Origin of the sequence: Streptomyces sp. 2-1 (assembly GCF_048564895.1) — a bacterium.
GTDB classification, from domain to species: domain Bacteria; phylum Actinomycetota; class Actinomycetes; order Streptomycetales; family Streptomycetaceae; genus Streptomyces; species Streptomyces phaeochromogenes.
Genome location: NZ_CP183383.1, coordinates 4784985 through 4810185, shown reverse-complemented (window position 1 = coordinate 4810185; position 25201 = coordinate 4784985). Strand labels below are relative to the sequence as shown.

The following is a 25201-nucleotide window of genomic DNA, read 5'->3' as shown; positions in this document are numbered from 1 at the left end:
TCTCAGTGGACCGGGTGCATCGTGCGGCGCAGCCAGGGCGCGGCGGCGATCACGAGCAGGCCCGCGGCGACGGCGATCGCGCCGTTGACGCCGAAGTAGGCGGGCTTGGAGACGTCGTCGTAGAGCTTCACGGTCTGGGCCTGGATGCCGTTGGCGAGGGCCAGCGAGAGGAACCAGAGGGACATCGTCTGGCTGGCGAAGGCCCGCGGGGCGAGCTTGGTGGTGGCCGACATGCCGGAGGTCTCCAGGAGGATGTCGCCGAGCCCCAGCAGGAAGTACGAGCCGACGATCCACCACGCCGACATCAGGTAGTCGTCGCCTGCGTGGCCGGAGGTCGGCAGCACCATCAGGAGGAAGGACAGGCCTCCCAGCACCACTCCGAACGCGATCTTGTTGGAGGCGTGCGGCTGGCGGTGCCCCATCCGCACCCACAGCGCGGCCACGACCGGGGCCAGCGCCACCTCGAAGGCGCCCAGGGCGGACGCGTACCAGCCGGCGGGGAAGTCGAAGCCGAGGATCGTCGTCTCGGCGTTCGAGGCGGCCAGCAGCATCATCGTCGAGTACGCCTGGAAGAGGATGAAGTTGAAGACCGTGGAGGCCAGGAACAGCACGATGTACGGGCGCAGCCGGCCGCGTTCCCCGGGAGTCACCCGGGGACTCCTGAACATCACCGCGAAGTAGACCACCGGAGCGATCACCGAGATCAGGGTCAGCAGGTCCACGAAGCGGTCCATGGTCAGCCATCCGGCGGCGGCCAGCAGGACCGCGAGGACGGCCACCCCCAGCAGCCCCAGGACGATCAGTCGGACGGCCCTGCGCATGGACGCCGGCGGCAGCGCGAATTCGGCCGCGTTCCTGCGCCCGGCCAGGTGACGGCGGCCCGCGACGTACTGGATCAGACCGAAGGTCATACCGACCGCGGCGGCCGAGAAGCCCCAGTGCCAGCCCTGGTGGTCGCCGAGCCAGGCAGTGATCAGCGGGCCCGCGAAGGCGCCGATGTTGATCGCCATGTAGTACACGGCGAAACCGGCGTCGCGGCGGTCGTCGTCGGTGCGGTACAGCTTGCCGACCATGGTGGCGACGTTCGGCTTCAGCAGGCCCGTGCCCGCGCTGATCAGGCCCAGTCCCGCCCAGGTCATGGCCGCGGTGGGCACCGCCATCGAGTAGTGGCCGCAGGCGATCAGGACGCCGCCCCACAGGACCGCCCGGTACGAGCCGAGGATGCGGTCGGCCAGCCAGCCGCCGGCCACCGAGACCAGATAGACCAGCGTCCCGTACGCGGCCGAGACGGACGCGGCCGTTCCGGCGGACATGCCCATGCCGCCGTGGGCGACCGTGTCCGCGAAGTACAGGACGAGGATCGCCTGCATCCCGAGGAACGAGAACCGCTCCCAGACCTCCAGGCCCGAGAGGGTGAGCAGGCCCCTGGGCTGGCCGAGGAAGGCATGGTCGTCCGCGGGGTCCGAGGGCGGGCCACCGGGCTCCGGCTCGGGATCCGGGCCGGACTCGATCGTGTCGCGGGACAAGGAGCATCACTTCCTGAAAAATGGCTCGCTTTCAGGACGTACCGCATGTGTCGGCCGTACCGGATGTATCAGCTGTATCGGCAGATCAAGAACATACCTTCCGTGATCGGATACCGCCCGGCTGGGTGTGGGGGGCAAAAGGGGGCAGGTGGAGCGTGTCAGGCAGGGTGATGGCAGGTGACGGGCGGGCGCTCACTGTGATCGAAAGGCGACCGGATACGCTGACTTGAGTGCCAGCAGCGACACATCGACAAACACCCACAGCATCCGCAACACCGGCAGCACCCGGAACACTCAGAGCATCCAGAGACCGCCGTTGAGAGCGTCAGCAGACAGGAGACCCTCGTGACCGTCGTCGGGCCGTTCGGGCTGAGCGTGCGGGACCAGGCTCTCGAAGCCGATGTCCAGGCCGGATTGGCGGCTGTCGAGGAGGGACTGCTCGAAGCCACCAAGAGCGAGGTCCCGTTCATCACGGAGGCCGCGCAGCACCTCGTGCGCGCCGGCGGCAAGCGGTTCCGGCCGCTGCTCGTGACGCTCGCCGCACAGTTCGGTGACCCGTACGCGCCGGGTGTCGTGCCCTCGGCCGTGGTCGTCGAGCTGACCCACCTCGCCACGCTGTACCACGACGACGTGATGGACGAGGCGGACGTGCGCCGCGGAGTGCCCAGCGCCAACAGCCGCTGGGGCAACTCGGTCGCGGTCCTCACCGGCGACTTCCTCTTCGCGCGGGCCTCGCACATACTGGCCGACCTCGGCCCCGAGGCCGTACGCATCCAGGCGGAGGCGTTCGAGAGGCTGGTCACCGGCCAGATCCTGGAGACGGCGGGGCCGCGCGACGGTCGCGACCCGATCGACCACTACATGGACGTGCTCAGCGGCAAGACCGGCTCGCTGATCGCCGTGGCGGGACGATTCGGCGCGATGATGTCGGGCGCCGACGAGACGGTCGTCGACGTGCTGACGCAGTACGGCGAGCGGCTCGGCGTCGCCTTCCAGCTCGCCGACGACGTGCTGGACATCGCCAGCGACACGCGCGAGTCCGGCAAGACGCCGGGCACCGACCTGCGCGAGGGCATCCCGACGATGCCCGTGCTGCGGCTGCGTGAGCGCGTGGAGCGGCTGGGGCTCGCCGAGGACATCGCGCTGTCGGACCTGCTCGCCTCGGACCTGTCCGACGACGCGCGGCACGCCGAGGCGCTGGCCAGGCTGCGCGTGCACCCTGCCCTGGACCAGGCCCGCCGCGACACCGTGCGGTACGCGGAGGACGCGCGCGCCACACTGGCGCCGCTCCCGGAGTGCGACGCGAAGGCGGCGCTGGTGGAGCTGTGCGACGCGGTGGTCCACCGGGCGGGCTGACCTGCTCGTTTCCCCGTTCTCCCAAGATCCCCTCGGGCATTTCCCCAAGATCCTCTTCATCTGTGACTCAGGTCACAGACCTGGAACGAGTCCAAATTCGGATCCGGTCCGTAGTCCCCATAGAAGTTGACGCAGGGGGCGTCAGCGGAAATACGGGGAGAAAAAGAATCATGGGGACAATCGTTACGTTCGCGCAGCGTCGTAAGAAGCTCGTCATGACCGGCGTCGCGGTGGCCACCGCGGCCGGAGTCGCCGCCGCCGTCATCCCGGCGGTCGCCGACAGCGGGAGCTCCGGCAAGGGTGCGAGCGCGAGTGCCGGCGCGGGCCACTCGGGACACGGGGACAAGTCCATCGAGGTGCAGAGCGGCGCTCTCGCCGGCGGCAGCGGCGGCACCATCCTCGCCGCCAGCCTGAACGGCGCCAACGAGGTGCCCGTACAGGGCGGCCCCGCCGTCGGTGACAAGGACGGCGCGGCGCTCGAGTTCGTCAAGGTCAAGGGGGACAAGGTGTCCGTCGCCGTCAAGTGGCGCGGCACCGGCAAGCCGACCCTGCTCCACATCCACCAGGGTGCCAAGGGGGTCAACGGCGGCGTCAAGGTCGACTTCACCAAGCTGCTGGACAACGCCAAGGGCCGCACGGTCACCGGCACGGTCAAGGTCAAGGACGCCGCCCTGCTGGGGCAGCTGAAGTCCGACCCGGGCAGCTTCTACGCCAATCTGCACACCGCCGAGTTCCCGGGCGGGGCCGTCCGCGGCCAGCTCCACAAGGTCACCACCAAGTTCGACTTCCGGCACGCGCTGAACAACTTCCAGGCGTCCGTCATCAAGGGCAAGCAGATCTACGAGTGCAAGAAGGCGGCCGACGGCACCACGTCCTTCGCCCAGCGTGACGTGGCCGCCGTGCTCGCCGGTCCCATCGCGCACTCGTTCGTGAAGCCCAACTCGGGTACCCCGCAGTGGATCGCGGCCGACCGCAGCGCCGTCACCGGCGCGCTCATCTCCAAGACCTCGAACGGCGACAAGAACATCCCCGAACTGGACCTCAGGGCCACGCAGTCCGGCAAGCACCGGGGGCTGCTCGCGCACACCGCGGAGATCCTGCGGCTGAACACCGTGGGCGGAGTCGCTCCGGCCGGGTCCTGCAAGGTGGGCAAGATCGTGGGAGTTCCGTACGGGGCGGACTACGTGTTCGTGAACCGGTGAACAGCCCGCTGACCACCGGCTGATCCGCCGGATCGCGAAGCCGTACGCTCTGATCGTGGACGCCATCCACCCAGGCTCGGAAAGCCGTCCACCCGGGATCAGGATGTGATCCACCCGGATCTGAAGGGGTTTCACCCGGCTCCGGCGCGATACACGGACGGCGTCTTCCCCGCACGACCCCTACGGGTCGGGGGAGGCGCCGTCCACCCATGTCATACCCCAGGTGTACGCGGAGTTGGCTCCGAGGTCTGACGCTTTCCGCGGGCCGATTTGGTCAGATTGGACACACCACTTCACAGGAGTTCGGGTGACAATGGCGGCCAGGGGTGGACGAGTGCATCAGCCGCCGACGACGGAGGTAGGGCACACATGGCACCGTACGATTCCGACGACAACACGAACGAGGACCTGCGCACCGGCCGACGCAAAGCCGCTCGGTACGTCGTCCCCGTCGCGGTGCTGGGGGTGGCGGCGGCGACCATCGGGTTGGTCCCGGCGTTCGCCGGCTCCGGTGACCCGGACCTGCCGGACATCACCGCCCAGCAGCTCATCGAGAAGATCGCCGCGTCGGACGTACAGCAGCTGTCCGGCACAGTGAAGATCAGCACGGACCTCGGCCTGCCGAACCTCGGCGGCCTGGAGAGCAGCCTCGGCGGAATGGGCGGAGGCGGCGACGACTCGGGTTCCTCCGCGGACCCATCGTCCAAGCTGCTTGAACTGGCGTCCGGTACGCACACGTTGCGGGTCGCGTCCGACGGCGAGGACAAGCAGAAGCTCTCACTGCTCGACAAGGCCGCCGAGTACAGCGTGATCCACAACGGCGACGAGGTGTGGGCGTACGACAGCGCGTCGAACGAGGCGTACCACATGAAGGACTCCTCCGGCGCCGCCGAGAAGGGGACGAAGGGCAAGGCCGACGACGTGCCGGCCACCCCCAAGGAGCTGGCCGACGAGGCACTGAAGGCGGCCGACGACACGACATCCGTGACGGTCGACGGTACGGCTCAGGTCGCGGGCCGTGACGCCTACAAGCTGCTGATCAAGCCCAAGGCGTCCGGTTCGACGGTCGGCGCGATCTCCATCGCGGTGGACTCGAAGACCGGTCTGCCCCTGAAGTTCACGCTGACCCCGGCGAGCGGCGGCGCGGCCGTCATCGACGCGGGCTTCACCAAGGTCGACTTCTCCAAGCCGGCCGCGTCCACCTTCGACTTCAGCCCGCCCAAGGGCACGAAGGTCACCGAGGGCGACGAGGCGAAGGCCGAGGGCCCGGCGGACCGGGCGCAGCCCAAGGGCGGCGAGGACCTGGGCGAGGAGTTCCAGGGCCTGAACGTCATCGGTGAGGGCTGGAGCTCGATAGCCCAGTTCGACACCGGCGGCGAGGGCATGCCGTCGGAGTCCTCCGGCGCGGGTGACGCGGGCCGCTTCCTCGACTCGCTGGGCGACCACGTGACCGGCAAGTTCGGCTCTGGCACGGTCTTCTCGACCCGCCTGGTCAACGCGCTCATCACGGACGACGGCAAGGTCTACGCGGGCGCGGTCACCAAGGACGCGCTCGTGAAGGCGGCCAACGCGGCGAAGTAGCGCACGCGGTCCCGGAGCCCTTTGTGGGAAAGGCGAAGTGAGGGAGTCGATGGCGGAACTGTCCACCGCGGACGGGGACATGGCGGGTGAGCGCGGCACGGCCGACGCGGGCGACACCGCGGAGGCCGGTCACACGGCGAACGCCGGTGACACGGTGGCGGACGCGGCAGCGACCGCGGACACGGGTGACACCGTGATCGCCACCCGCGCCCTCACCAAGCGCTACCGCGGCGGACAGCTCGCCGTCGACGGCCTCGACCTGGCCGTCCCGGCGGGCAGCGTCTTCGGCTTCCTCGGACCGAACGGCTCCGGCAAGACGACCACCATCAGAATGCTGATGGGCCTGATCGAGCCGACGTCCGGTACGGCGCGTGTGCTGGGCCAGCCCATGCCGCGCGCCACCAGTGCCGTCCTGCCGCACGTCGGCGCGCTCATCGAGGGACCGGCTCTCTACGGCTTCCTCTCCGGCCGCGACAACCTCCTGCGATACGACTCGGCCGACCCGACCGCCGACCCGCGCACCCGGCGTACGCGCGTCGCGGCAGCGCTGGACCGTGTCGGGCTGACGGCAGCCGCGGGCAAGAAGGCGAAGGCGTACTCCCTGGGGATGAAGCAGCGGCTCGGGCTCGCGGCGGCACTGCTGCAGCCCCGCCGACTGCTCGTGCTGGACGAGCCGACCAACGGTCTCGACCCGCAGGGGATGCGGGAAATCCGTTCCCTGGTGAGGGAGTTGGCGTCGGACGGCACCACCGTCTTCCTCTCCTCGCATCTGCTCGACGAGATCGAGCAGGTCTGTACGCACGTGGCGGTGATGGCCCAGGGACGGCTGATCACCCAGGGCCCGGTGGCCGATCTCGCGGCGGGCGCGCGCGGCCGGCTCGTCGTGACGACACCGGATCCGGGCGACGCGGCCCGGGTGCTGAAGGAACAGGGCGTGAGCGATGTCGTGGTCACCGAGGACCGGGTGACCGCCGAGCCACCGGACCGCGAACTTGCCGAGGTGAACGCGGCACTGGTGACGGCGGGCGTCCGCGTCCGGGGCTTCGGGGTCGAACGGGCCTCGCTGGAGGACGCGTTCGTGGCGCTCACGGGGGAGGGATTCGATGTCGCGGGCTGAACTCACCGAGCCGCCGGCCCAGGCCGCGAAGACAGCGGCCGGAGTACGGACGCCGACCCCGCTGTGGACCCTCGGCCTGCTGCGCAACGAGCTGGGGACCACACTCCGGCGGTGGCGGACGATCGCGCTGCTCGCCGTGCTGGCCGCGGTGCCGGTGCTGGTCGGGATCGCGGTCAAGATCGAGACGAGCGACGGCTCGTCGGCCGGAGGCGGCGGAGGCGAGGGGCCCGCCTTCATCGCGCAGATCACCAACAACGGACTGTTCCTGGTCTTCACCGCACTCGCCGCCACACTGCCGTTCTTCCTGCCGATGGCGGTCGGCGTCGTCGCGGGCGACGCGATAGCGGGCGAGGCCAACGCGGGGACACTGCGCTATCTGCTGGTCGCCCCGGCCGGCCGGACCCGCCTGCTGATCACCAAGTACGCGACCACGCTGGCCTTCTGCGTCATCGCGACCCTCGTGGTGGCGACCTCGGCGCTCATCGTGGGAGCACTTCTGTTCCCGCTGGGCGAGCTGACGACGATCTCCGGCACGCGGATCAGTTTCGGCGAGGGGCTCGGGCGGGCGCTGCTGATCGCGCTGGCCGTCGCCGCGTCACTGATCGGGATCGCGGCCCTCGGCCTGTTCGTCTCGACCCTGACGAACAGCGGGATCGCGGCGATGGCGACGACCGTCGGCCTGCTCATCACCGTGCAGATCCTCGACCAGATCCCCCAGCTCCACGCGATACAGCCGTACTTCTTCTCGCACTACTGGCTGTCCTTCGCCGACCTCATGCGCGACCCGGTCTACTGGGACGACCTGATACGCAACCTGCAGCTCCAGGGGCTGTACGCGGCGGTGTTCGGAGCGGCGGCGTGGGCACGGTTCACGGCGAAGGACATCACCGCGTAGAGCGGCGCCATCCCTGGGTCCGTAGGCGGCGGGGCCTCAGCTGTCGTACGGGAAGCGGGCGAGCGGGGGCTCCTGCGCGAAGAACGTCTTGGCGCGGGTCAGGGCGGCCGAGTCGGTCAGGACATCACCGGGCTTGCTGCCGTTGCCGAGGAGGACGCCGCCGAACCGCATCCCCATGTACGCGGCCGAGTGGTTGAGCGTGCCGATGAGTGGGTCGGCGACCTCTTCCTCCTCGTGCGCGAGGGCCGTGACGCCCCACAGCGTGCGCCCGGCCATCGTCTTTTTGAAGTCGAGGCCCGGGGTGCGCAGCCAGCCCGACCAGTAGTCCAGGTAGCGCTTGGTGTGTGCGGACACGGAGTACCAGTACAGCGGGGAGGCGATGACGAGGTCCGTCGCCGCGAGCGTGGCGTCGAGCAGCAGGGCCGTGTTGTCGCCGGACGGCCGGGCATGGTCGCTGTCGTGGCGCAGGTCCTCGAAGTCGGGCACCGGGTGCTCGGTGAGACTCAGCCAGCGCTGTTCGACGTCGGCCGGCAGCTGTTCGGCGGCCCTGCGGGCCAGCAGCTCGGTGTTGCCGCTGTCGCGGGCGCTGCCCAGGAGGAAGAGGAAGTGGCGGGTCATGAGCGGCTCCGTCATGGAAGGCGTACGACGACTGCATGCGTACGCAGTATATGCACACGCATGCAATCGTCGGCTACCCCGGAAGACGGACGGGCCGCGGTGGGCCGGGGCCGATCGGAGTCGACCGGGGTGGGCCTGAGCTGCCGGAGTCGGCCGGAGCGGGTTCGGCTACTCCGAGAGCTCCCACACCGCGTACGCCAGGGCGTCGCTGTTCCGGTTCAGGGCGGTGTCGTTGATGTTCGCCGTCGTGTCGCACGAGGAGTGGTAGCAGCGGTCGAACGACTGACCCGCCGTGCCGCCCCACTTGGCGGCCTGGGCCGCGGACTTGGTGCTGCTGGCGCCGGTGAAGACGCCGCCGACGGGGATGCCCGCGCTCTTGAAGGGGGCGTGGTCCGAGCGGCCGTCGCCCTCGGTCTCGATCTCGGTGGCGACGCCTATACCCGCGTAGAAGTCCTTGAGAGTCTTCTCGATGGCCGGGTCGTCGTCGTAGACGAAGTAGCCGGGGTTCGGCGACCCGATCATGTCGAAGTTGAGATAGCCGCTGATCTTGGCGCGGTTGGCGGTGGTGAGGCCGTTGACGTAGTTGCGCGAGCCGATCATGCCCAGCTCTTCGGCTCCCCACCAGGCGAACCGCAGATGCTTGGTGGGCTGGTACTGGGTGCGCGACACGGTGAGCGCGGCTTCCAGCAGGGCCGCCGAGCCCGAGCCGTTGTCGTTGATGCCGGCCCCCGAGGTGACGCTGTCGAGGTGGGAGCCCGCCATGACGACCTGGTTGGCGTCGCCGCCGGGCCAGTCGGCGATCAGGTTGTAGCCGACGCGGCTGGAGGCGGTGAACTGCTGGATGGTCGTGGTGAATCCGGCCGCGTCCAGTTTGGCCTTCACGTAGTCGAGCGACGCCTTGTAGCCGGTGCGGCCGTGGGCGCGGTTGCCGCCGTTGGCGGTGGCTATGGACTGCAGTTGGGTGAGATGGGCCTTGACGTTGGCGACGGGTATGTCCGGTGCGGCGGCCACGCGCGCGGGCGCGGCGTCGGCTATCGCGCTTGTCGTGAGGAGTGCGGCGACGGCTATGACCGCGGCACCCGTGACACGTCCGGGAACAGAGAGCTTCATGTGGGGGGCTCCGAATTCCATGTGGGAATGGGTGCCTGATGGTGAAGCTGAGGTTGACGTTCCGTCAAGAGCGCAATCCGGTCAGGGGTGTTCGGATAGCGGATTGGTGGGGTTCACCTGGTCGAGGGCTGCTCGTGGCAGTACGGGTGAGCTGTGGAAGGGGGCTGCTCCCTGTCGCCGCGGACGGGTGGGCGGGCGGACCTCCGTGGCTGCCGCGTACGGATGGGCGCCCCGGTCGCCGTGGGGCCCCGCGTGTCAGTGCACGCAGAACTCGTTGCCCTCCGGGTCCGTCATCACCACCCACTCGCCGCCCTGCTCCTTCACCTCTCGGAGTACCGCCGCGCCCAGCCCGGTCAGCCGTGCGACCTCCGCCTCCCGCGGCCTGTCCCCGGTGTGCACGTCGATGTGCAGCCGGTTCTTGACCGTCTTCGGCTCCGGTACGCGCTGGAAGAGCAGCCGTCGTCCGAGGCCGGTGCCGCTGTCCTTGTCGTACGGATCGTAGGGGTGGCGTACGGCCGCGGCGTCGCGCCAGGCCCGGCGGCCGTGCGACTCGACGGTGACCTCGGGCGGTACGGCGCCGAAGCCGAGCAGGCGCTCGACCAGGACGCTGTGGTCCTCGACCAGGTAGCCGAGGGTGGCGGCCCAGAAGTCTGCCTGGGTGTGTGGGTCGGCGGCGTCGACGACGAGCTTCCAGTGCAGGGGTGCCGGGGTCGATGAAGGTGTCTGGGACTGGGACTGGGGCTGTGTTTCTGTCATGGTAACCACTTATAGTGGTTACGTGAGTGAGCGTGCAATGAAATCGCCCGGACTGACTCTCGTGTCGTACGGGGGGAAGTCGTTCCGCTTCGATCCCGGGGCGCTGTGTCTGGAGCTCGTGACGACGGGCGGGCCGGGGGAGTTCGCTCGGTTCGAGGTGCTGCACGAGCCCGCGGATCTGGTGCGGTGGGTGGAGCGGAGCCGCTTGCCCGGTGGGCTCGAAGTGACCGTCACCGAGGGGGAGTTGGCGCAAATCCGAGCCTTGCGGGACGCGGTCTTCCTGCTGGCCGCGGACCGGGCTCATGGGCGGCCTCTCCAGGCCCGTCCTCTTGATGTCGTCAACGCTGCTGCGGCTGGGGCGCCGCTTGCCGCCCGGGTCGAGGCGGACGGGGCGCGGGGGTGGGCACCGGGGGCCACCGGGGCGCGGTTGCTGGCGACCGTTGCGTGTGACGCGGTGGAGTTGTTCACCGGGCCGTATGCGGGGCGGATCCGTGAGTGCGGGTCCCACAACTGTGCGTTGCTCTTCGTCGACACGTCCCGGCCCGGGCGGCGGCGGTGGTGCGCGATGGAACACTGCGGCAACCGCCAGAAGGCCCGCACGCATCGGGCGCGGCTGGCGGGGGAGGGGGCCGGCTGAGGAGGGGTTTTTCGCCCCCGCCGCCCTTACCCATTCCCGTCCCTTACTCAGGGGCTCCGCCCCCGAACCCCCGCTCCTCAAACGCCGGAGGGCTAAAGAATTCGCAGCCCGGGCCGACACACCCAGCCCGTCCGGCGTTTGAGGACGAGGCCGTTCAGGCCGATGGCGGGGGTCTGGGGGCGCAGCCCCCGGAAAGGGACGGGAATGGGTAGGGGCGGCGGGGGGCGAAAACCACCCCCTCACCCAGAAGCCGCCCCCACCCGCTCGTCATAAGCCTCCCGGGCCGCCGCGATCTCCCCCTGGTGGGCCTCCGTCCAGGCGACCAACGACCGGATGGTCGAGTGGAGGGTCCCGCCGAGCGGAGTGAGCTCGTACTCCACGCGAGGCGGCACCACAGGATGCACGGTCCGCTTCACGAGCCCGTCCCGCTCCAACTGCCGCAGAGTGACCGTCAGCATCCGCTGACTGACCCCGTCGATCTCCCGCCGCAACTCGGTGAACCGCAACCGCCGGTTGTCGAGGAGGGCGATCACGAGGAGCGACCACTTGTCGGCCACCCGGTCGAGGATCTGCCGCACCTGGCAGTCCTCCCGGGTGTCCCACTGGAAGGGATCGGTGTCCGCGCCATCCGTGCCGTCCATGGTTACCGCGCAATGACTCGGTGACTCCAAAGTGCCTTCTTCCATGTCCGCCGATGCTGCCGCAGGCTGGCACCGGTTACAAGAGGGAACCGACCCTCATTCAGGTAACCGCCCCTTCGCCGACCCAAGGAGTCGTGATGGGCACCCGTGCCTGGGCCCTGCTGCTCGTCCTCTGCGGAACGATCTTCCTGGAGGGCATCGACGTCGCCATGCTGGCGGTGGCGATCCCCTCCATCAGATCCGACCTCGACCTGCCGACCGACACCGCGGCCTGGGTGATGAGCGCGTACGTACTCGGCTACGCCGGCTTCACCCTGCTCGGCGGCCGTGCGGCCGACCTGCTGGGCCGCCGCCGGATGTTCCTCACCTGGCTGACGGTCTTCCTCGCCTTCTCGGGCCTGGGCGGCTTCGCCACGGAGGGCTGGACGCTGATCGTCGCCCGCTTCGTCACCGGCGTCTCGGCCGCGTTCATGACACCGGCCGCGCTGTCCCTCATCACGACGTCGTACGAGGAGGGCGAGCAGCGCAACAAGGCGTTGCTGGTCTTCGCGGGCACGGCGGCCGGCGGCTTCTCCCTCGGCCTGGTCATCGGCGGCCTGCTCACCCAACTGGGCTGGCGCTGGGTCTTCTTCGCCCCGGTCCTGCTCGCGGGCGCCCTGCTCGTGGCGGCGGTACGCCTGATCCCGGCCATGCCGCTCACCAAGGAACGCGAGAAGAGCCCCGGGCGCCCCCGGCGCCGTACCGAAGGCTTCGACGTCCTCGGTGCCACCGCCGCCGCGGCAGCCATGCTGCTCGCCGCCTACGCCGTCATCCGCCTCGAACACGGCCTGGACGGCTGGCAGTTGACCGCCGGCGCCGCTCTCGCGGCGACCACCCTGCTCGTCGTCTTCGTCGCCGTCGAACGCCGCACCCCCACCCCCCTCGTGCGCCTCGGCATCCTCCGTACCGGCTCCGTCGTGCGGGCCGACCTCGGCGCGCTCCTCTTCGTGGGCGCCTTCTTCGGCTTCCAGTTCGTCCTGACGCTCTACCTCCAGGAACTGCGCGGCTGGTCCTCCCTGCAGACGGCGATCGCCCTGGTGGTGCTGGGCTGCGACGCGATCCTCGCCCCCACGCTCACCCCGCGCCTGGTCACCCGCTTCGGCCACGGCAAGGTGATCCTCGGCGGCTTCGTCCTGGCGGTCGTGGCGTACGGGCTCTTCCTTCCCGTGGGCATGGACTGGTCGTACGCGGCGATGTTCCCGACCCTGATCATCGCGGGCACCGCCTTCGCGCTGGCCTACGGGCCGCTCACGATCGCGGCGACGGACGGTGTGGCGGAGTCCGAACAGGGCCTGGCGAGCGGTCTGTTGCACACCTTCACCCAGTTCGGCTCGGCGATCGGCATCTCGGCGGTGACGGCGGTGTACGGCCTGGCCTCCTCCGGCGCCTCCGCGAGCTCCGACCCGGACGCCACCCTCTCCGCCTTCCGCGCGGCCCTGATCGTCCCGGTGGCGATGGTGACACTGGGCGCGCTGCTGTCGTCCTTCGGCCTCAGAAGTCGTACGAAGCCGCCGACGGCCGGAGCGCCCATCGGACCCGCCGTACTCGCCGCACCCACCACGGCCGCGGCCACCGTCATCGCCGCCGCGCCCGCCGACGCCGTTCCCGACGCGTCCGCCAACCCCACCCGCAACCCCACCCGACAGGCTTCGAGTTGACAATCGGGCCACACCGGATTCGCCATACTGTTCGCATGACCGCAGACGCCCCCACTCCGTCCGCCCCCGCCTCCGCTCCCGCCTCCGCTCCCGTCCACACGCAGCGCACCCGCGTCGTCATCGTGGGGGCGGGGCCCGCAGGACTGACCCTCGCCAACATCCTCCGGGCCGCCTCCGTCGACTGCGTGGTGCTGGAGAACGAGAGCAGGGACTTCATCGAACAGCGGCCGCGCGCGGGCTTCCTGGAGGAGTGGGCGGTCCGCGCGCTGGAGGGGCGGGGCCTGGCGGACCGGCTCCTGGAGAACACCGTGGCGCACACCGAGTGCGAGTTCCGGTTCGCCGGAGAGCGCCACAGGTTCCCGTACGCCGATGTGTCGGGCCACCGGCACTACGTGTACCCGCAGCCGCTGCTGGTGACGGATCTGGTGCGCGAGTACGCGGACGTCCGGGGCGGCGACATCCGCTTCGGCGTCCGTGACGTCGAGCCGGCCGGGATCGACACGGACCGCCCCTCGGTGGCGTACACGGATCCGGAGACGGGTGAACGGGTCCGCCTGGACTGCGAGTTCATCGCGGGCTGCGACGGCGCACGCGGGGTGACCCGGGACCGTATGCCCGCGGAGCACGCCACCGTCGCCCGGTACGACTTCGGTGTCGGCTGGCTGGCGCTGCTGGCCGAGGCGCCGCCGTCCTCGGACTGTGTCGTCTTCGGCATCCATCCGCGCGGGTTCGCCGGGCACATGGCCCGCAGCCCGCAGGTCACCCGCTACTACCTGGAGTGCCCGCCGGACGACGACCCGGAGAACTGGTCGCACGAGCGCGTCTGGGCCGAACTCCACGCCCGCCTGGGGGCGAAGGGGGCCCAGCCGCTCAACGAGGGCAAGCTGATCGAGAAGCGGGTCCTGGCCATGCACAACTACGTGGTGGAGCCGATGGCGTACGGGCGGCTGTATCTCGCCGGCGACTCGGCGCACCTCCTCGCGCCGATCGGCGCGAAGGGCATGAACCTCGCGATCCACGACTCCCTGCTGCTCGGCGACGCGCTCGTCGCGTACTACGGCAAGGGTGACGACAGCGGACTGCGCGGCTACTCGGCGGCCTGTCTGCGGCGGGTGTGGCAGTACCAGGAGTTCTCGCAGTGGCTCTCCGACGTGTACCACGGCGCCTCGTCCGGCGATCCCTTCAAGGCGGGCACCTCGATGGCCAGGCTGCGGCGGATCCTCGCCTCACCCGCCGCGGCGACCGGCTTCGCGGAACTGTTCCTCGGCAAGGACACGGATTACTGACGCCGACGCCGACGCCGTCACCGGCTATGTGTTTGTGCTGGTGGCGGTGCCGCCGGCGGTGGTCGGGCCCGTGGCCGCCGCCTCCCGGGCCGCTTCCGCGGCGGCGGTCGCTGCCGTTGCAGCGGTCGCCGCCGCGGCCGCCTCCCGCAGCACCATCCGCGACTTCCGCGCAGTCCGCAGCGCATCCCACGTCAGCAGCGACAACGCGGCCCACACCAGCGCGAACCCGGCCCACCGCTCGGCGGGCATCGCCTCGTGGAAGTACAGGATGCCGAGCAGGAACTGCAGCACGGGTGCCAGGTACTGGAGCAGTCCCAGCGTCGAGAGCGGCACCCGGATCGCCGCCGCTCCGAAGCAGACGAGCGGCACCGCGGTCACCAAACCCGTCGCGGCCAGCAGCGTCGCGTGCCCGGCGCCCTCGCCGCCGAAGGTCGCGTCGCCCCGGGACGACAGCCACAGCAGATAGCCGAGCGCGGGCAGGAACTGGATCGCGGTCTCCGCGGCCAACGACTCCAGACCGCCGAGGTTGACCTTCTTCTTCACCAGGCCGTACGTCGCGAAGGAGAAGGCGAGGCAGAGGGAGATCCACGGCGGCTGGCCGTACCCGATGGTCAGTACGAGCACCGCGGCGAAGCCGATGCCCACCGCCGCCCACTGCGCGGGCCGCAGCCGCTCCTTCAGGAGCAGGACGCCCATCGCGATGGTGACGAGCGGGTTGATGAAGTAGCCGAGGGACGCCTCGACCACGTGGCCGGCGTTCACGGCCCAGATGTAGACGCCCCAGTTGACCGTGATGGTGGCCGCCGCGATGGTGATCAGGCCCAGTCTGCGCGGCTGTCGCAGCAGCGGACCGGCCCAGGCCCAGCGCCGCATCACCACGAGCGCGATCACCACGACGCCGAGGGACCACACCATGCGGTGGGCGAGGATCTCCGCCGCTCCCGCGGGTTCGAGGAGCGGCCAGAAGAGGGGCACGAGCCCCCACATGCCGTACGCCGCGAAGCCGTTCAGCAGACCGATCCGCTGTTCGCTCTTGGAATCCAGACCTATGTGCTGTTCGCCCTTGGACTCCACCGGCACGGCCCCTCCCTCTCACCACGCTGCGGACGCATGACGTCCGCAGCGGACGCGCGGCGTCCGAACCACGCGCAACCTCCAAGAAGGTAGCGCCGAGCACCCCCGCCTGTCATGCCCGTATCGCCATACGGTCATTACAAACGGGGGTGCTTCCGTGGGGCTGAGTCTGGGGCTGGGGTCCGGGGCCCGGTGGGTCAGCCCTTCAGCGCCGCCGCGATCGACTCCGCGATCGGCGTGGTCGGGCGGCCGGTCAGCCGGGAGAGGTCACCGGTGGCGACGACCAGCTCGCCCTTCTCGATGGACGCGTCGACGCCGGCCAGGATCGAGGCGAAGGGCGCGGGCAGTCCGGCGCCGGTCAGGATGCCCTCGTACACCTCGCCGGGGACGGCGTTGTAGGCGATCTCCTTGCCGGTCTGCCTGCTCAGCTCGGCCGCGTACTCCGCGAAGCCGAACGCGGTGTCGCCACCCAGCTCGTACGTCTTGTTCTCGTGGCCCTCGCCGGTCAGCACGGCCACGGCGGCGGCCGCGTAGTCCGCGCGGGAGGCCGCGGAGATCCTGCCCTCACCGGCGGCCTGCACGACGGCGCCGTGCTCCAGGACCGGGGCCAGGTTCTCGGTGTAGTTCTCGTGGTACCAGCCGTTGCGCAGCAGTGCGTACGTCACGCCGGACTCCAGGATCGCCGCCTCGGTGCCGCGGTGGTCGTCGGCCAGCGCGGCGGACAGGCTGCCGGGGGCGCTGGTGTACGCGAGGAGCGCGACGCCGGCCGCCTTGGCGGCGTCGAGGACGACCTTGTGCTGGCCGACGCGGCCCTTGTCGAACTCGTTGCCCGAGATCAGCAGCACCTTGTCGCCGGCCGAGAAGACGCCGTCGAAGGTCTCGGGAGCGTTGTAGTCGGCGATCGCGAGCTTCACGCCACGGGCCGCGAAGCCCGCGGCCTTCTCCTCGCTGCGGACGACGGCCGTGATCTGGTCCGCCGGGACCTTCTCCAGCAGTCCCTCGATGACGAAACGGCCGAGGTGTCCGGTGGCTCCGGTGACGACGATGCTCATGGTGGAAACAACTCCTTGTGGGCTGGGTATGCCACTAACCATAGGAGAGGCACTAACTCTGCGAAAGTACCCACTTTGAAGTAAGGTACTGGCATGGCCGTAAGTGATTCAGCAGTGAGTGCTTCCACAGCGACCGGCGGTGCCGTGGCAACCGGCGGTTCCCGCGGGGCCGTGGCAACGGGCGGTCCCGCGCTGACCAGCAAGTGGAGCGTCGAGGGCGAGGCGATGTGCCCGTACCGTCTCGTCCTGGAGCACGTCACCAGCCGCTGGGGCGTCCTCGTCCTGATCGTCCTGCTGGAGCGCCCGTACCGCTTCAGCGAGCTGCGCCGCGCGATCGGCAGGGTCAGCGAGAAGATGCTCACCCAGACCCTGCAGACCCTGGAGCGCGACGGGCTCGTGCACCGGGACGCCAAGCCGGTCATCCCGCCGCGCGTCGACTACTCGCTCACGGACCTGGGCCGCGAGGCAGCCGACCAGGTGAAGACGCTCGCGGGCTGGACCGAGGAGCGGATGGACGCCGTACTGGAGGCACGCCAGGCCTACGACGAGGCGAAAGCCCGCCAGGCAAACAGCGAGGCCCGGGCCTGAAGAGCCCGGGCCTCAGAGAATCCGTACGACGGTGTCGGCGTCGATGTCGGTGTCGGTGTCAGCCGACGACCGTCCAGGTGTCCCCGCCCGCGAGCAGCGCCGACAGGTCGCCCTTGCCGTTCTGTTCGATGGCCGTGTCGAGCTGGTCGGCCATCTGGGTGTCGTAGACCGGGCGGTCGACGGCCCTCAGGACACCGATCGGCGTGTGGTGCAGCGTGTCCGGGTCGGCGAGCCGGGACAGCGCGAACGCCGTGGTGGGGGAGGCGGAGTGCGCGTCGTGGACCAGGATCTGCGGCTCGTTCTCCGGAGTGACGGTGACGACCTTCAGGTCGCCGGTCACGGCGTCACGCACGACACCCTTGGAACCGAGGCCGCTTTCGAGCGGTGCCCCGAAGCGGATCTGCCGCCCGTGCTCCAGGCGGATGACCGCCTCCTCGGCCTGCTGCCGGTCCTTGAGGACCTCGAAGGCGCCGTCGTTGAAGATGTTGCAGTTCTGGTAGATCTCGACGAGGGCCGTGCCCGGGTGGGCGGCTGCCTGCCGCAGCACCTCTGTCAGATGCTTGCGGTCGGAGTCGACGGTCCGCGCCACGAACGACGCCTCCGCGCCGATCGCCAGCGACACCGGGTTGAAGGGCGCGTCCAGGGAGCCCATCGGCGTCGACTTGGTGATCTTGCCGACCTCTGAAGTCGGGCTGTACTGGCCCTTGGTGAGCCCGTAGATCCGGTTGTTGAAGAGCAGGATCTTGAGGTTCACGTTCCGGCGGAGGGCGTGGATGAGGTGGTTGCCGCCGATGGACAGCGCGTCCCCGTCACCGGTCACCACCCACACGCTCAGGTCGCGGCGGGAGGAGGCGAGCCCGGTCGCGATGGCGGGGGCGCGGCCGTGGATGGAGTGCATCCCGTACGTGTTCATGTAGTACGGGAAGCGGGACGAGCAGCCGATGCCCGAGACGAAGACGATGTTCTCCTTGGCGAGACCCAGTTCGGGCATGAAGCCCTGCACCGCCGCGAGGATCGCGTAGTCACCGCAGCCGGGGCACCAGCGCACTTCCTGATCGGACTTGAAGTCCTTCATGGACTGCCTGGCCTCGGCCTTGGGCACCAGAGTGAGCGCCTCGATCGTGCCCGGACCTTCCGTGGTCGTCTCAGCCATCGATGGCCTCCTTGAGAGCCGTGGCGAGCTGTTCGGCCTTGAACGGCATTCCGTTGACCTGGTTGTAGGAGTGGGCGTCCACCAGGTATTTCGCCCTGACCAGGGTGGCGAGCTGCCCGAGGTTCATCTCGGGGATCACCACCTTGTCGTACGCCTTCAGCACCGTGCCGAGATTCGCGGGGAACGGGTTGAGGTGCCGCAGATGCGCCTGCGCGATCGCCTCCCCGGCCGCCCGCAGCCGCCGTACCGCCGCGGTGATGGGTCCATACGTGGAGCCCCAGCCCAGGACGAGGGTGGTGGCGCCGTGCGGGTCGTCGACCTCGACATCCGGTACGTCGATGCCGTCGATCTTCGCCTGACGCGTACGCACCATGAAGTCGTGGTTGGCCGGGTCGTACGAGATGTTGCCCGTGCCGTCCTGCTTCTCGATGCCGCCGATCCGGTGTTCCAGACCCGGCGTACCCGGGATCGCCCACGGCCGGGCGAGGGTCCCCGGGTCGCGCTTGTAGGGCCAGAAGACCTCGGTGCCGTCGTCCAGGGTGTGGTTCGGGCCCTGGGCGAACTGCACGCGCAGGTCGGGGAGTTCGTCGGTCTCCGGGATCCGCCACGGTTCGGATCCGTTGGCGAGGTAGCCGTCGGACAGCAGCAGGACCGGGGTGCGGTAGGTGAGCGCGATGCGGGCGGCTTCGATGGCCGCGTCGAAGCAGTCGGCGGGGGTCTGGGGGGCCACGATCGGCACCGGTGCCTCGCCGTTGCGGCCGAACATCGCCTGGAGCAGGTCGGCCTGTTCGGTCTTGGTGGGCAGGCCGGTGGAGGGGCCGCCGCGCTGGATGTCGATGACCAGCAGCGGCAGTTCCAGCGACACGGCGAGCCCGATCGTCTCGCTCTTGAGCGCGACACCCGGTCCGGAGGTGGTGGTCACGGCGAGCGATCCGCCGAAGGCCGCCCCCAGCGCGGCGCCGATGCCGGCGATCTCGTCCTCGGCCTGGAAGGTCCGTACGCCGAAGTTCTTGTGCTTGCTGAGTTCGTGCAGGATGTCCGAGGCCGGGGTGATCGGGTAGGAGCCCAGGTAGAGGGGCAGGTCCGCCTGGGTCGAGGCCGCGATCAGGCCGTAGGACAGGGCCAGGTTCCCGGAGATGTTGCGGTAGGTGCCGGTCGGGAACGCCGCGGTGGCCGGCGCGATCTCGTAGGAGACCGCGAAGTCCTCGGTGGTCTCGCCGAAGTTCCAGCCCGCGCGGAACGCGGCGATGTTGGCCGCCGCGATGTCCGGCTTCTTGGCGAACTTGGTGGTGAGGAACTTCTCGGTGCCCTCGGTCGGCCGGTGGTACATCCAGCTGAGCAGGCCCAGCGCGAACATGTTCTTGCTGCGCTCGGCTTCCTTCCGGGTGAGGTCGAACTCCTTGAGCGCCTCGACGGTCAGCGTGGTGAGGGGGACGGGGTGGACGCTGTAGCCGTCCAGCGAACCGTCCTCCAGGGGGCTCGTGGCATAGCCGACCTTCTGCATCGCCCGTTTGGTGAACTCGTCCGTGTTGACGATGATCTCCGCGCCGCGCGGCACGTCGGCGATGTTGGCCTTCAGCGCGGCCGGGTTCATCGCCACGAGGACGTTGGGCGCGTCGCCGGGGGTGAGGATGTCGTGGTCGGCGAAATGCAGCTGGAAAGACGAAACGCCCGGCAGGGTGCCTGCGGGCGCGCGGATCTCGGCGGGGAAGTTCGGCAGTGTCGAAAGGTCGTTTCCGAAGGATGCCGTCTCGGAGGTGAAGCGGTCTCCGGTGAGTTGCATACCGTCTCCGGAGTCCCCGGCGAACCTGATGATCACCCGGTCCAGCCGGCGTACGTCCTTTGTGCCCGCCGGTTTGCGCTGTTCTCCTACGACGGTTCCGTCGGCATGCTCGGCCGGACTGCTGACCTGACTGGTCACTGAAGTGAACCTCCTTCGAGGCGGCTGTCCGGGATCGGCCCTCCCGCAGGCCATCCCGGGTCCAACCCTACGTCGCTAAGGGTCGCCTTCCCCTGACTGTTCGTAGGGTGGACCCCTTTTTGAGACCGTCGGACACCCTGATTTGCCACGATTTATCCGCCCCCCGGCGTTACCTGTGAAGACGCTTGATGCTCATCCTTTGGTTCTCGTGCTCATGCCTGGTTCTCGTGCTTGCGTTGCGGTGATTTCTGACACAGTGTCAGGTCGTCAGGAGTTCAGGTAGGTGAGGACCGCGAGAACACGCCGGTGATCCCCGTCACTCTGGGACAGGCCCAGCTTCATGAAGATGTTGCTCACGTGCTTCTCGACCGCGCCGTCGCTGACCACGAGCTGTCGTGCGATCGCGGAGTTCGTCCGCCCCTCGGCCATGAGTCCTAGGACCTCCCGCTCGCGTGGCGTCAGCCCCGCGAGGACGTCCTGCTTGCGGCTGCGCCCGAGCAGCTGCGCGACGACCTCGGGATCCAGCGCGGTGCCGCCGCGGGCCACGCGGACGACCGCGTCCACGAATTCCCTCACTTCGGCTACCCGGTCCTTCAGCAGATAGCCGACGCCGTGACTGGAACCGGCGAGCAGTTCGGTGGCGTACTGCTCCTCCACGTACTGCGACAGCACCAGTACCCCGAGCCCCGGGTGCTGCTTGCGCAGCTGCACGGCCGCCTTCACGCCCTCGTCCGTGTGCGTCGGCGGCATCCGTACGTCCGCGACCACGACGTCCGGCAGCGCGTCCTGCGCCGCGAACTCCGTGATCGTCTTGATCAACGCCTCCCCGTCGCCGACTCCGGCGATCACCTCGTGCCCACGGTCGGTCAGCAACCGGGTCAGGCCCTCCCTGAGCAGCACTGAATCCTCGGCGATGACCACGCGCACCCTGTCCTCCACGATTGCTCGGCCCCCCACGCTCGTACGTCAACCCCCAGCATTCCAGCATTTGGGACCAACTGAGGGTGGGTGAGGGAATCGTTGTCGGTCCGCGGCCCTGGGGGCGGACTCCCAGGTCGCGGGAAGCGGTGGGTCCGGGGAGAGGAGACTCCCCGGACCCACCGCCAACACGCAATATGAAGGGACCGCTCACCCGCGCCAGGGCAGCTCCGCTGTGATGCGGGTCGGCCCGGCGACAGGGGAGTCCACCACGAGGATGCCGTCGACCGAGTCGAGCCGCTCCGCCAGCCCCGCAAGCCCCGAGCCGGCGGCGACATCCGCACCGCCCACACCGTTGTCGACCACCTGGATCATGAGCCGGTTCTCGATCCGCCAGACATCGACCGAGGCCCGGGTGGCCCCCGAGTGCTTGCTGATGTTCTGCAGCAGCTCCGAGACGGTGAAGTACGCGATCCCCTCGATCGCAGGCGCCGGCCTGGTCGGCAGATCGACCTCGACCTGCACGGGAACCGTGCACCGGGACGCCACCGAGGACAGCGCGGCGTCCAGACCGCGGTCGGTGAGGACCGCCGGGTGGATCCCGCGCGCCAGATCCCGCAGCTCCTGGAGCGCCGTCTTCACCTCACCGTGCGCCTCGCCCACCATCCGCGCCGCCGCCTGCGGATCCTCCGTGAGCTTCTCCTTCGCGAGCCCCAGATCCATCGCGAGGGCGACCAGCCGGGCCTGCGCCCCGTCGTGCAGATCGCGCTCGATGCGCCGCAGGTCGGCCGCCGCCGTGTCGATCACGACGCCCCGGTCCGACTCCAGCTCGACGACCCGCGTGGCCAGCTTCGACGGCCCGAGCAGCCCGTGCACCAGCAGCCGGTCCACCTGCGTCAGCGCCCGCACGATCCACGGCGTGGCCATCGTGAGCAGCAGGCCCACCAGCGCGGTCACCGTGATCTCGAAGGGGTTGTCCAGATAGATGCTGTGCCCCTGGTCCCCGTACAGCTGGAGCCCGTCCTGCCCGCCGTAGACCGGGAACAGCCAGAACCACAGGGGGTACGTCAGCATCGCCCAGCCGTACGTCCAGAAGCTGATGGCCACCGAGAAGGCGAACACGGCCCAGGGGAAGTGCAGTACCGCGTACAGCAGGTGCCGCCAGGACGCGCCGCTCTTCAGCATCGCGCCCATCCACGCCATCGGGCCCTGCTTCGTCATGCGCAACGGCTCCGGCGCCGCGACGTCGAGCCCCAGCAGCGCGCGCGCCCTGGTCCGCTCCATCGCGCCGAGACCGCGGCAGCCCGCGAGGCCGGCGGCGAGTACCGGGATGCCGAGGAACGTGACCAGCAGGCCCGCGCCGAGCGACACCATCGTCACGGCGAAGGTGAACATGATGATGCTGATCGGCAGACTCAGCATCAGGTACCCGAACTCACGCCAGCTGCGCGCCTCGATCGGCGCCCGCAGCGCGGCCGGGAGCAGGTGCCGCCGCTCCTCGGCGCCCTCCCCGCGGAAGCCGGGTCCGCCGTCCCACCCGTATCCCTGTCCGTACTCCGTGGCCATGGCCGCCGTCCGTTTCTACTCGTCCGCTGTTGTAACTCCACAGTGCTCGGTCCCGGCCGGCCGGGACATGGAGCGGGTCGGCGTCTTGGGGCGGGGGTTTTCCCTACCTTCTGGGGGCCGGGGCCCAAGTTGGGGCTGGGGTCGGTGCCGGGGTTGAGGCGGGGGTCGGGGTACGGCTGGGGCCGGGCAGCGCGCCGGGCCCACGACGGTGGCCGACATGAATACAGGCGGGCATGTGTGTGCGGGCGGGCGCGTGCAGCCTGGGCATCTGCGTGCGGGCGGACGCGTACAGGCTGGGCCCGTGTGTGCAGGCAGGGCGTGTGCAGGCCGGGCCCGTGTGTGCAGGCAGGTGTGTGCAGGCCGGGACCGGAGGACGCGAGGTCCGCATCCACGCCCGTCCCGCCTGCTCGGCCCACTCCACGTGCTCAGCCCCGCTCCATCCACTCCACCCGCTCCGCCTCACTCCACCGGTTCCGCCTACTCGGTCAGTTCCCGGTCCCGCCAAGGGAGTTCGGCCGTGATCGTCGTCGGTCCCCCGACCGGTGAGTCGATGACGAACAGGCCGTCCACCGCGCCGAGCCGGTCCGCGAGTCCGGCCATTCCCGTGCCGCCGTCGAGGGCGGCTCCGCCGCGGCCGTCGTCCCAGACCTGTATGAGGAGGCGGTTGTCGGAGCGCCACACGTCGACGGACGCGGAGCGCGCCCCGCTGTGCTTGCTGACGTTCTGAAGGAGCTCGGAGACGGTGAAGTACGCGATGCCCTCGATGGCCGCGGCCGGCCGCGTCGGCAGATCGGCGGTCACCTTCACCGGCACCGTGCAGCGCGAGGCGACCGAGGACAGCGCGGCGTCCAGACCGCGGTCGGTGAGGACCGCGGGATGGATGCCGCGGGCCAGATCCCGCAGCTCCTGCAGGGCCAGTTTCACCTCGCCGTGCGCCTCGTCGACCATGGCGGCGACGGTCTCGTCGGCCTGGCCCTCCAGCAGCTTCTCCTTCGCCAGGCCGAGGCCCATCGCGAGGTTCACCAGCCGGGCCTGCGCCCCGTCGTGCAGATCGCGCTCGATGCGCCGCAGGTCGGCCGCGGCCGTGTCGACGACCACCCCCCGGTCGGACTCCAACTCGGCGATCCGACGCTCCAGCTCGTCCGAGGGCGAGAGCAGCCCGCGCACCATCGCCCGGTCCGCGTTGGCCAGTCCCCGTGCGATGAACGGAAGCACCGGCCACAGCACGAACAACGAGACCAGGGTGACGGTGAAGGTGACCATGCCCCACGGCAGCCGCATGAACTCGTACAGCACCGTGCGCCAGCCGACCGGGTCCTTCAGCGCCATCCACAGCTGAGGGAAGAACCCGCCCCGCCCGCGCAACGGCAGCGGGCTCGGCTCGTCGACCCGCACCCCGAGCAGCCCCCTGGCCCGGCCGCGCTCCAGCTTGCCCAGCTGGCGCGCGCCCATCAGTCCGGCCGCGAGCAGCGGGAACCCGATCACCGTCAGGGTCAGGAAGGCACCCGTGAACAGCACGGTCACCACATACGTGAACCCGACGAGCGACACCGGCAGGTTGGCCAGGAGATGCGCGATCTCCTTCCAGGTGTGCCGGTCGTACGCGAAGCGCGCGGGTGGCGGCCGGTCGGAGGCGCCGTCCGGAGTGTCGGCGGCCAGGATGCGTTCGGTCATAGGCGCCAGCCTGCCGGGCCGCGGGCCGCCGCGCCATGAGGTGGACCGCCCGGATCCCCTGGGGTAAACCCCACCATCCCCGGCCTTCACGACGACCCGGGAGGGTGCGGGAGGGGTTGAAGACCGGCTGGAAGGTACGCGGAAGACGGCTGGAAGGCGCCCCGCGGACGCCCGGAAGACGGTCGGCAGGCGGCCGGATCACTGCCCGGGAAAGCCGTCGCATCATGCCTACCCGTGACGGGCTGCTTACCGTCTCTTTATCAGGCCCTAGACTCCGGTGCGTACAGATCGTCGAACGCGGCGCATCGCACGGCGCATCCCGTGGCGCACGCGTGGTCAGCGCGCAGTCAGTACGGGGTCATCCGAGGTCAGGGAGCGAGGGGCGGACGTGCCGGAACCGACCATGGTCGTGGCGACCGGGACCGCTGGGGCCGCCGAGACAGCCGGGACCGTCCTCGCGGCGGACTATTTCGAGTCCTATTCGGTCGTCGGAGTGCTCGCCGTGGTCGGCGTGCTGTTCGTCGCCGTCGCCTTCGGAGCGGGGCGTCTGCTGCGGCCCGTCGTTCCGACACCCGAGAAGCTCATGACGTACGAATGCGGCGTCGACCCCGTCGGCGAGGGCTGGGCCCACACCCAGGTCCGCTACTACGTCTACGCCTTCCTCTACGTGATCTTCGCCGTCGACTCGATCTTCCTCTTCCCCTGGGCGACGGTCTTCGCCGCGCCGGGCTACGGCGCGGCGACCCTCGTCGAGATGTTCATCTTCCTCGGCTTCCTGGCCGTGGGCCTGCTGTACGCATACAAGAAGGGCGTCCTCACATGGACGTGACCCC

At 69.8% G+C, this 25201-nt stretch carries 22 protein-coding genes; 10 read left to right on the top strand and 12 right to left on the bottom strand.

All coding sequences use genetic code 11. The annotated features are described in order from the left end of the window. Positions 1 to 2 precede the first annotated feature (2 nt). Positions 3 to 1526 (bottom strand): peptide MFS transporter, encoded by a 1524-nt coding sequence (locus tag ACN20J_RS21130; RefSeq protein WP_189844558.1) that lies wholly within the window; start codon positions 1524 to 1526, stop codon positions 3 to 5. Between the two features lie 345 nt (positions 1527 to 1871). On the opposite strand from ACN20J_RS21130, the gene ACN20J_RS21125 reads away from it, so the two are divergent. The 5 genes from ACN20J_RS21125 (at position 1872) to ACN20J_RS21105 (ending at position 7677) form a co-directional block, all read left to right on the top strand. Further along, the gene (locus ACN20J_RS21125) at positions 1872 to 2882 is read left to right on the top strand and encodes a polyprenyl synthetase family protein (protein WP_055616139.1); all 1011 of its coding nucleotides are present in this window, start codon (positions 1872 to 1874) and stop codon (positions 2880 to 2882) included. A 170-nt stretch (positions 2883 to 3052) separates the two neighbouring features. Continuing rightward, complete coding sequence (locus ACN20J_RS21120) at positions 3053 to 4084, top strand: CHRD domain-containing protein (RefSeq protein ID WP_419666516.1); 1032 nt, start codon at positions 3053 to 3055, stop codon at positions 4082 to 4084. A 369-nt stretch (positions 4085 to 4453) separates the two neighbouring features. After that, positions 4454 to 5665: a LolA family protein gene (locus ACN20J_RS21115; protein ID WP_190231053.1), complete on the top strand. Its 1212-nt coding sequence runs from the start codon at positions 4454 to 4456 to the stop codon at positions 5663 to 5665. Positions 5666 to 5714: 49 nt separating this feature from the next. Beyond that, positions 5715 to 6782: an ABC transporter ATP-binding protein gene (locus ACN20J_RS21110; protein ID WP_419666515.1), complete on the top strand. Its 1068-nt coding sequence runs from the start codon at positions 5715 to 5717 to the stop codon at positions 6780 to 6782. Further along, a complete protein-coding gene (locus ACN20J_RS21105; protein ID WP_190231054.1) occupies positions 6769 to 7677 on the top strand; it encodes an ABC transporter permease in 909 nt (302 codons plus the stop codon). The genes ACN20J_RS21110 and ACN20J_RS21105 overlap by 14 nt, the downstream gene beginning before the upstream one ends. A gap of 36 nt (positions 7678 to 7713) precedes the next feature. Here ACN20J_RS21105 and ACN20J_RS21100 read toward each other — a convergent pair whose 3' ends face one another. The 3 genes from ACN20J_RS21100 to ACN20J_RS21090 form a co-directional block, all read right to left on the bottom strand. Further along, the gene (locus ACN20J_RS21100) at positions 7714 to 8295 is read right to left on the bottom strand and encodes a flavodoxin family protein (protein WP_189844554.1); all 582 of its coding nucleotides are present in this window, start codon (positions 8293 to 8295) and stop codon (positions 7714 to 7716) included. Positions 8296 to 8463: 168 nt separating this feature from the next. After that, positions 8464 to 9405 carry a M28 family metallopeptidase gene (locus ACN20J_RS21095; protein ID WP_359727770.1) on the bottom strand — a complete coding sequence of 314 codons (942 nt, stop codon included), beginning with the start codon at positions 9403 to 9405 and terminating at the stop codon, positions 8464 to 8466. 255 nt (positions 9406 to 9660) lie between these two features. Beyond that, complete coding sequence (locus tag ACN20J_RS21090) at positions 9661 to 10161, bottom strand: VOC family protein (protein ID WP_419666514.1); 501 nt, start codon at positions 10159 to 10161, stop codon at positions 9661 to 9663. 37 nt (positions 10162 to 10198) lie between these two features. Here ACN20J_RS21090 and ACN20J_RS21085 point away from each other — a divergent pair, with 37 nt between their 5' ends. Next, positions 10199 to 10798 carry a CGNR zinc finger domain-containing protein gene (locus ACN20J_RS21085; RefSeq protein ID WP_246575513.1) on the top strand — a complete coding sequence of 200 codons (600 nt, stop codon included), beginning with the start codon at positions 10199 to 10201 and terminating at the stop codon, positions 10796 to 10798. A gap of 239 nt (positions 10799 to 11037) precedes the next feature. On the opposite strand, the gene ACN20J_RS21080 is transcribed toward ACN20J_RS21085, so the two are convergent. Beyond that, a complete protein-coding gene (locus ACN20J_RS21080; protein WP_190231057.1) occupies positions 11038 to 11484 on the bottom strand; it encodes a winged helix-turn-helix transcriptional regulator in 447 nt (148 codons plus the stop codon). 92 nt (positions 11485 to 11576) lie between these two features. On the opposite strand from ACN20J_RS21080, the gene ACN20J_RS21075 reads away from it, so the two are divergent. Then, the gene (locus ACN20J_RS21075; RefSeq protein WP_419666513.1) at positions 11577 to 13136 is read left to right on the top strand and encodes an MFS transporter; all 1560 of its coding nucleotides are present in this window, start codon (positions 11577 to 11579) and stop codon (positions 13134 to 13136) included. A 35-nt stretch (positions 13137 to 13171) separates the two neighbouring features. Further along, positions 13172 to 14422 carry a 4-hydroxybenzoate 3-monooxygenase gene (locus tag ACN20J_RS21070; RefSeq protein ID WP_419666512.1) on the top strand — a complete coding sequence of 417 codons (1251 nt, stop codon included), beginning with the start codon at positions 13172 to 13174 and terminating at the stop codon, positions 14420 to 14422. A gap of 24 nt (positions 14423 to 14446) precedes the next feature. Here the strand turns inward: ACN20J_RS21070 and rarD are convergent, their stop codons facing one another. Continuing rightward, positions 14447 to 15472 carry an EamA family transporter RarD gene (gene rarD / locus ACN20J_RS21065; RefSeq protein ID WP_190231133.1) on the bottom strand — a complete coding sequence of 342 codons (1026 nt, stop codon included), beginning with the start codon at positions 15470 to 15472 and terminating at the stop codon, positions 14447 to 14449. Positions 15473 to 15693: 221 nt separating this feature from the next. Beyond that, positions 15694 to 16548, bottom strand: a complete 855-nt coding sequence (locus tag ACN20J_RS21060) for an SDR family oxidoreductase (protein WP_055612670.1) — start codon at positions 16546 to 16548, stop codon at positions 15694 to 15696. A gap of 225 nt (positions 16549 to 16773) precedes the next feature. On the opposite strand from ACN20J_RS21060, the gene ACN20J_RS21055 reads away from it, so the two are divergent. After that, the gene (locus tag ACN20J_RS21055) at positions 16774 to 17136 is read left to right on the top strand and encodes a winged helix-turn-helix transcriptional regulator (protein ID WP_246575514.1); all 363 of its coding nucleotides are present in this window, start codon (positions 16774 to 16776) and stop codon (positions 17134 to 17136) included. 58 nt (positions 17137 to 17194) lie between these two features. Here ACN20J_RS21055 and ACN20J_RS21050 read toward each other — a convergent pair whose 3' ends face one another. The 5 genes from ACN20J_RS21050 to ACN20J_RS21030 form a co-directional block, all read right to left on the bottom strand. Continuing rightward, positions 17195 to 18289, bottom strand: a complete 1095-nt coding sequence (locus ACN20J_RS21050; RefSeq protein ID WP_190231061.1) for a 2-oxoacid:ferredoxin oxidoreductase subunit beta — start codon at positions 18287 to 18289, stop codon at positions 17195 to 17197. Beyond that, positions 18282 to 20210, bottom strand: coding sequence for a 2-oxoacid:acceptor oxidoreductase subunit alpha (locus ACN20J_RS21045; protein WP_190231062.1), 1929 nt, complete (start codon positions 20208 to 20210; stop codon positions 18282 to 18284). Before ACN20J_RS21045 ends, ACN20J_RS21050 begins: the two co-directional genes overlap by 8 nt. A gap of 267 nt (positions 20211 to 20477) precedes the next feature. Continuing rightward, positions 20478 to 21149: a response regulator transcription factor gene (locus tag ACN20J_RS21040; protein ID WP_189844607.1), complete on the bottom strand. Its 672-nt coding sequence runs from the start codon at positions 21147 to 21149 to the stop codon at positions 20478 to 20480. Between the two features lie 189 nt (positions 21150 to 21338). Further along, entirely contained in the window at positions 21339 to 22694 is a 1356-nt protein-coding gene (locus ACN20J_RS21035) for a sensor histidine kinase (protein ID WP_190231063.1), read from the bottom strand. Between the two features lie 477 nt (positions 22695 to 23171). Then, complete coding sequence (locus tag ACN20J_RS21030) at positions 23172 to 24368, bottom strand: sensor histidine kinase (RefSeq protein ID WP_189844543.1); 1197 nt, start codon at positions 24366 to 24368, stop codon at positions 23172 to 23174. 388 nt (positions 24369 to 24756) lie between these two features. Here ACN20J_RS21030 and ACN20J_RS21025 point away from each other — a divergent pair, with 388 nt between their 5' ends. Then, positions 24757 to 25197, top strand: a complete 441-nt coding sequence (locus ACN20J_RS21025; RefSeq protein WP_372505580.1) for an NADH-quinone oxidoreductase subunit A — start codon at positions 24757 to 24759, stop codon at positions 25195 to 25197. Positions 25198 to 25201: the final 4 nt, after the last annotated feature.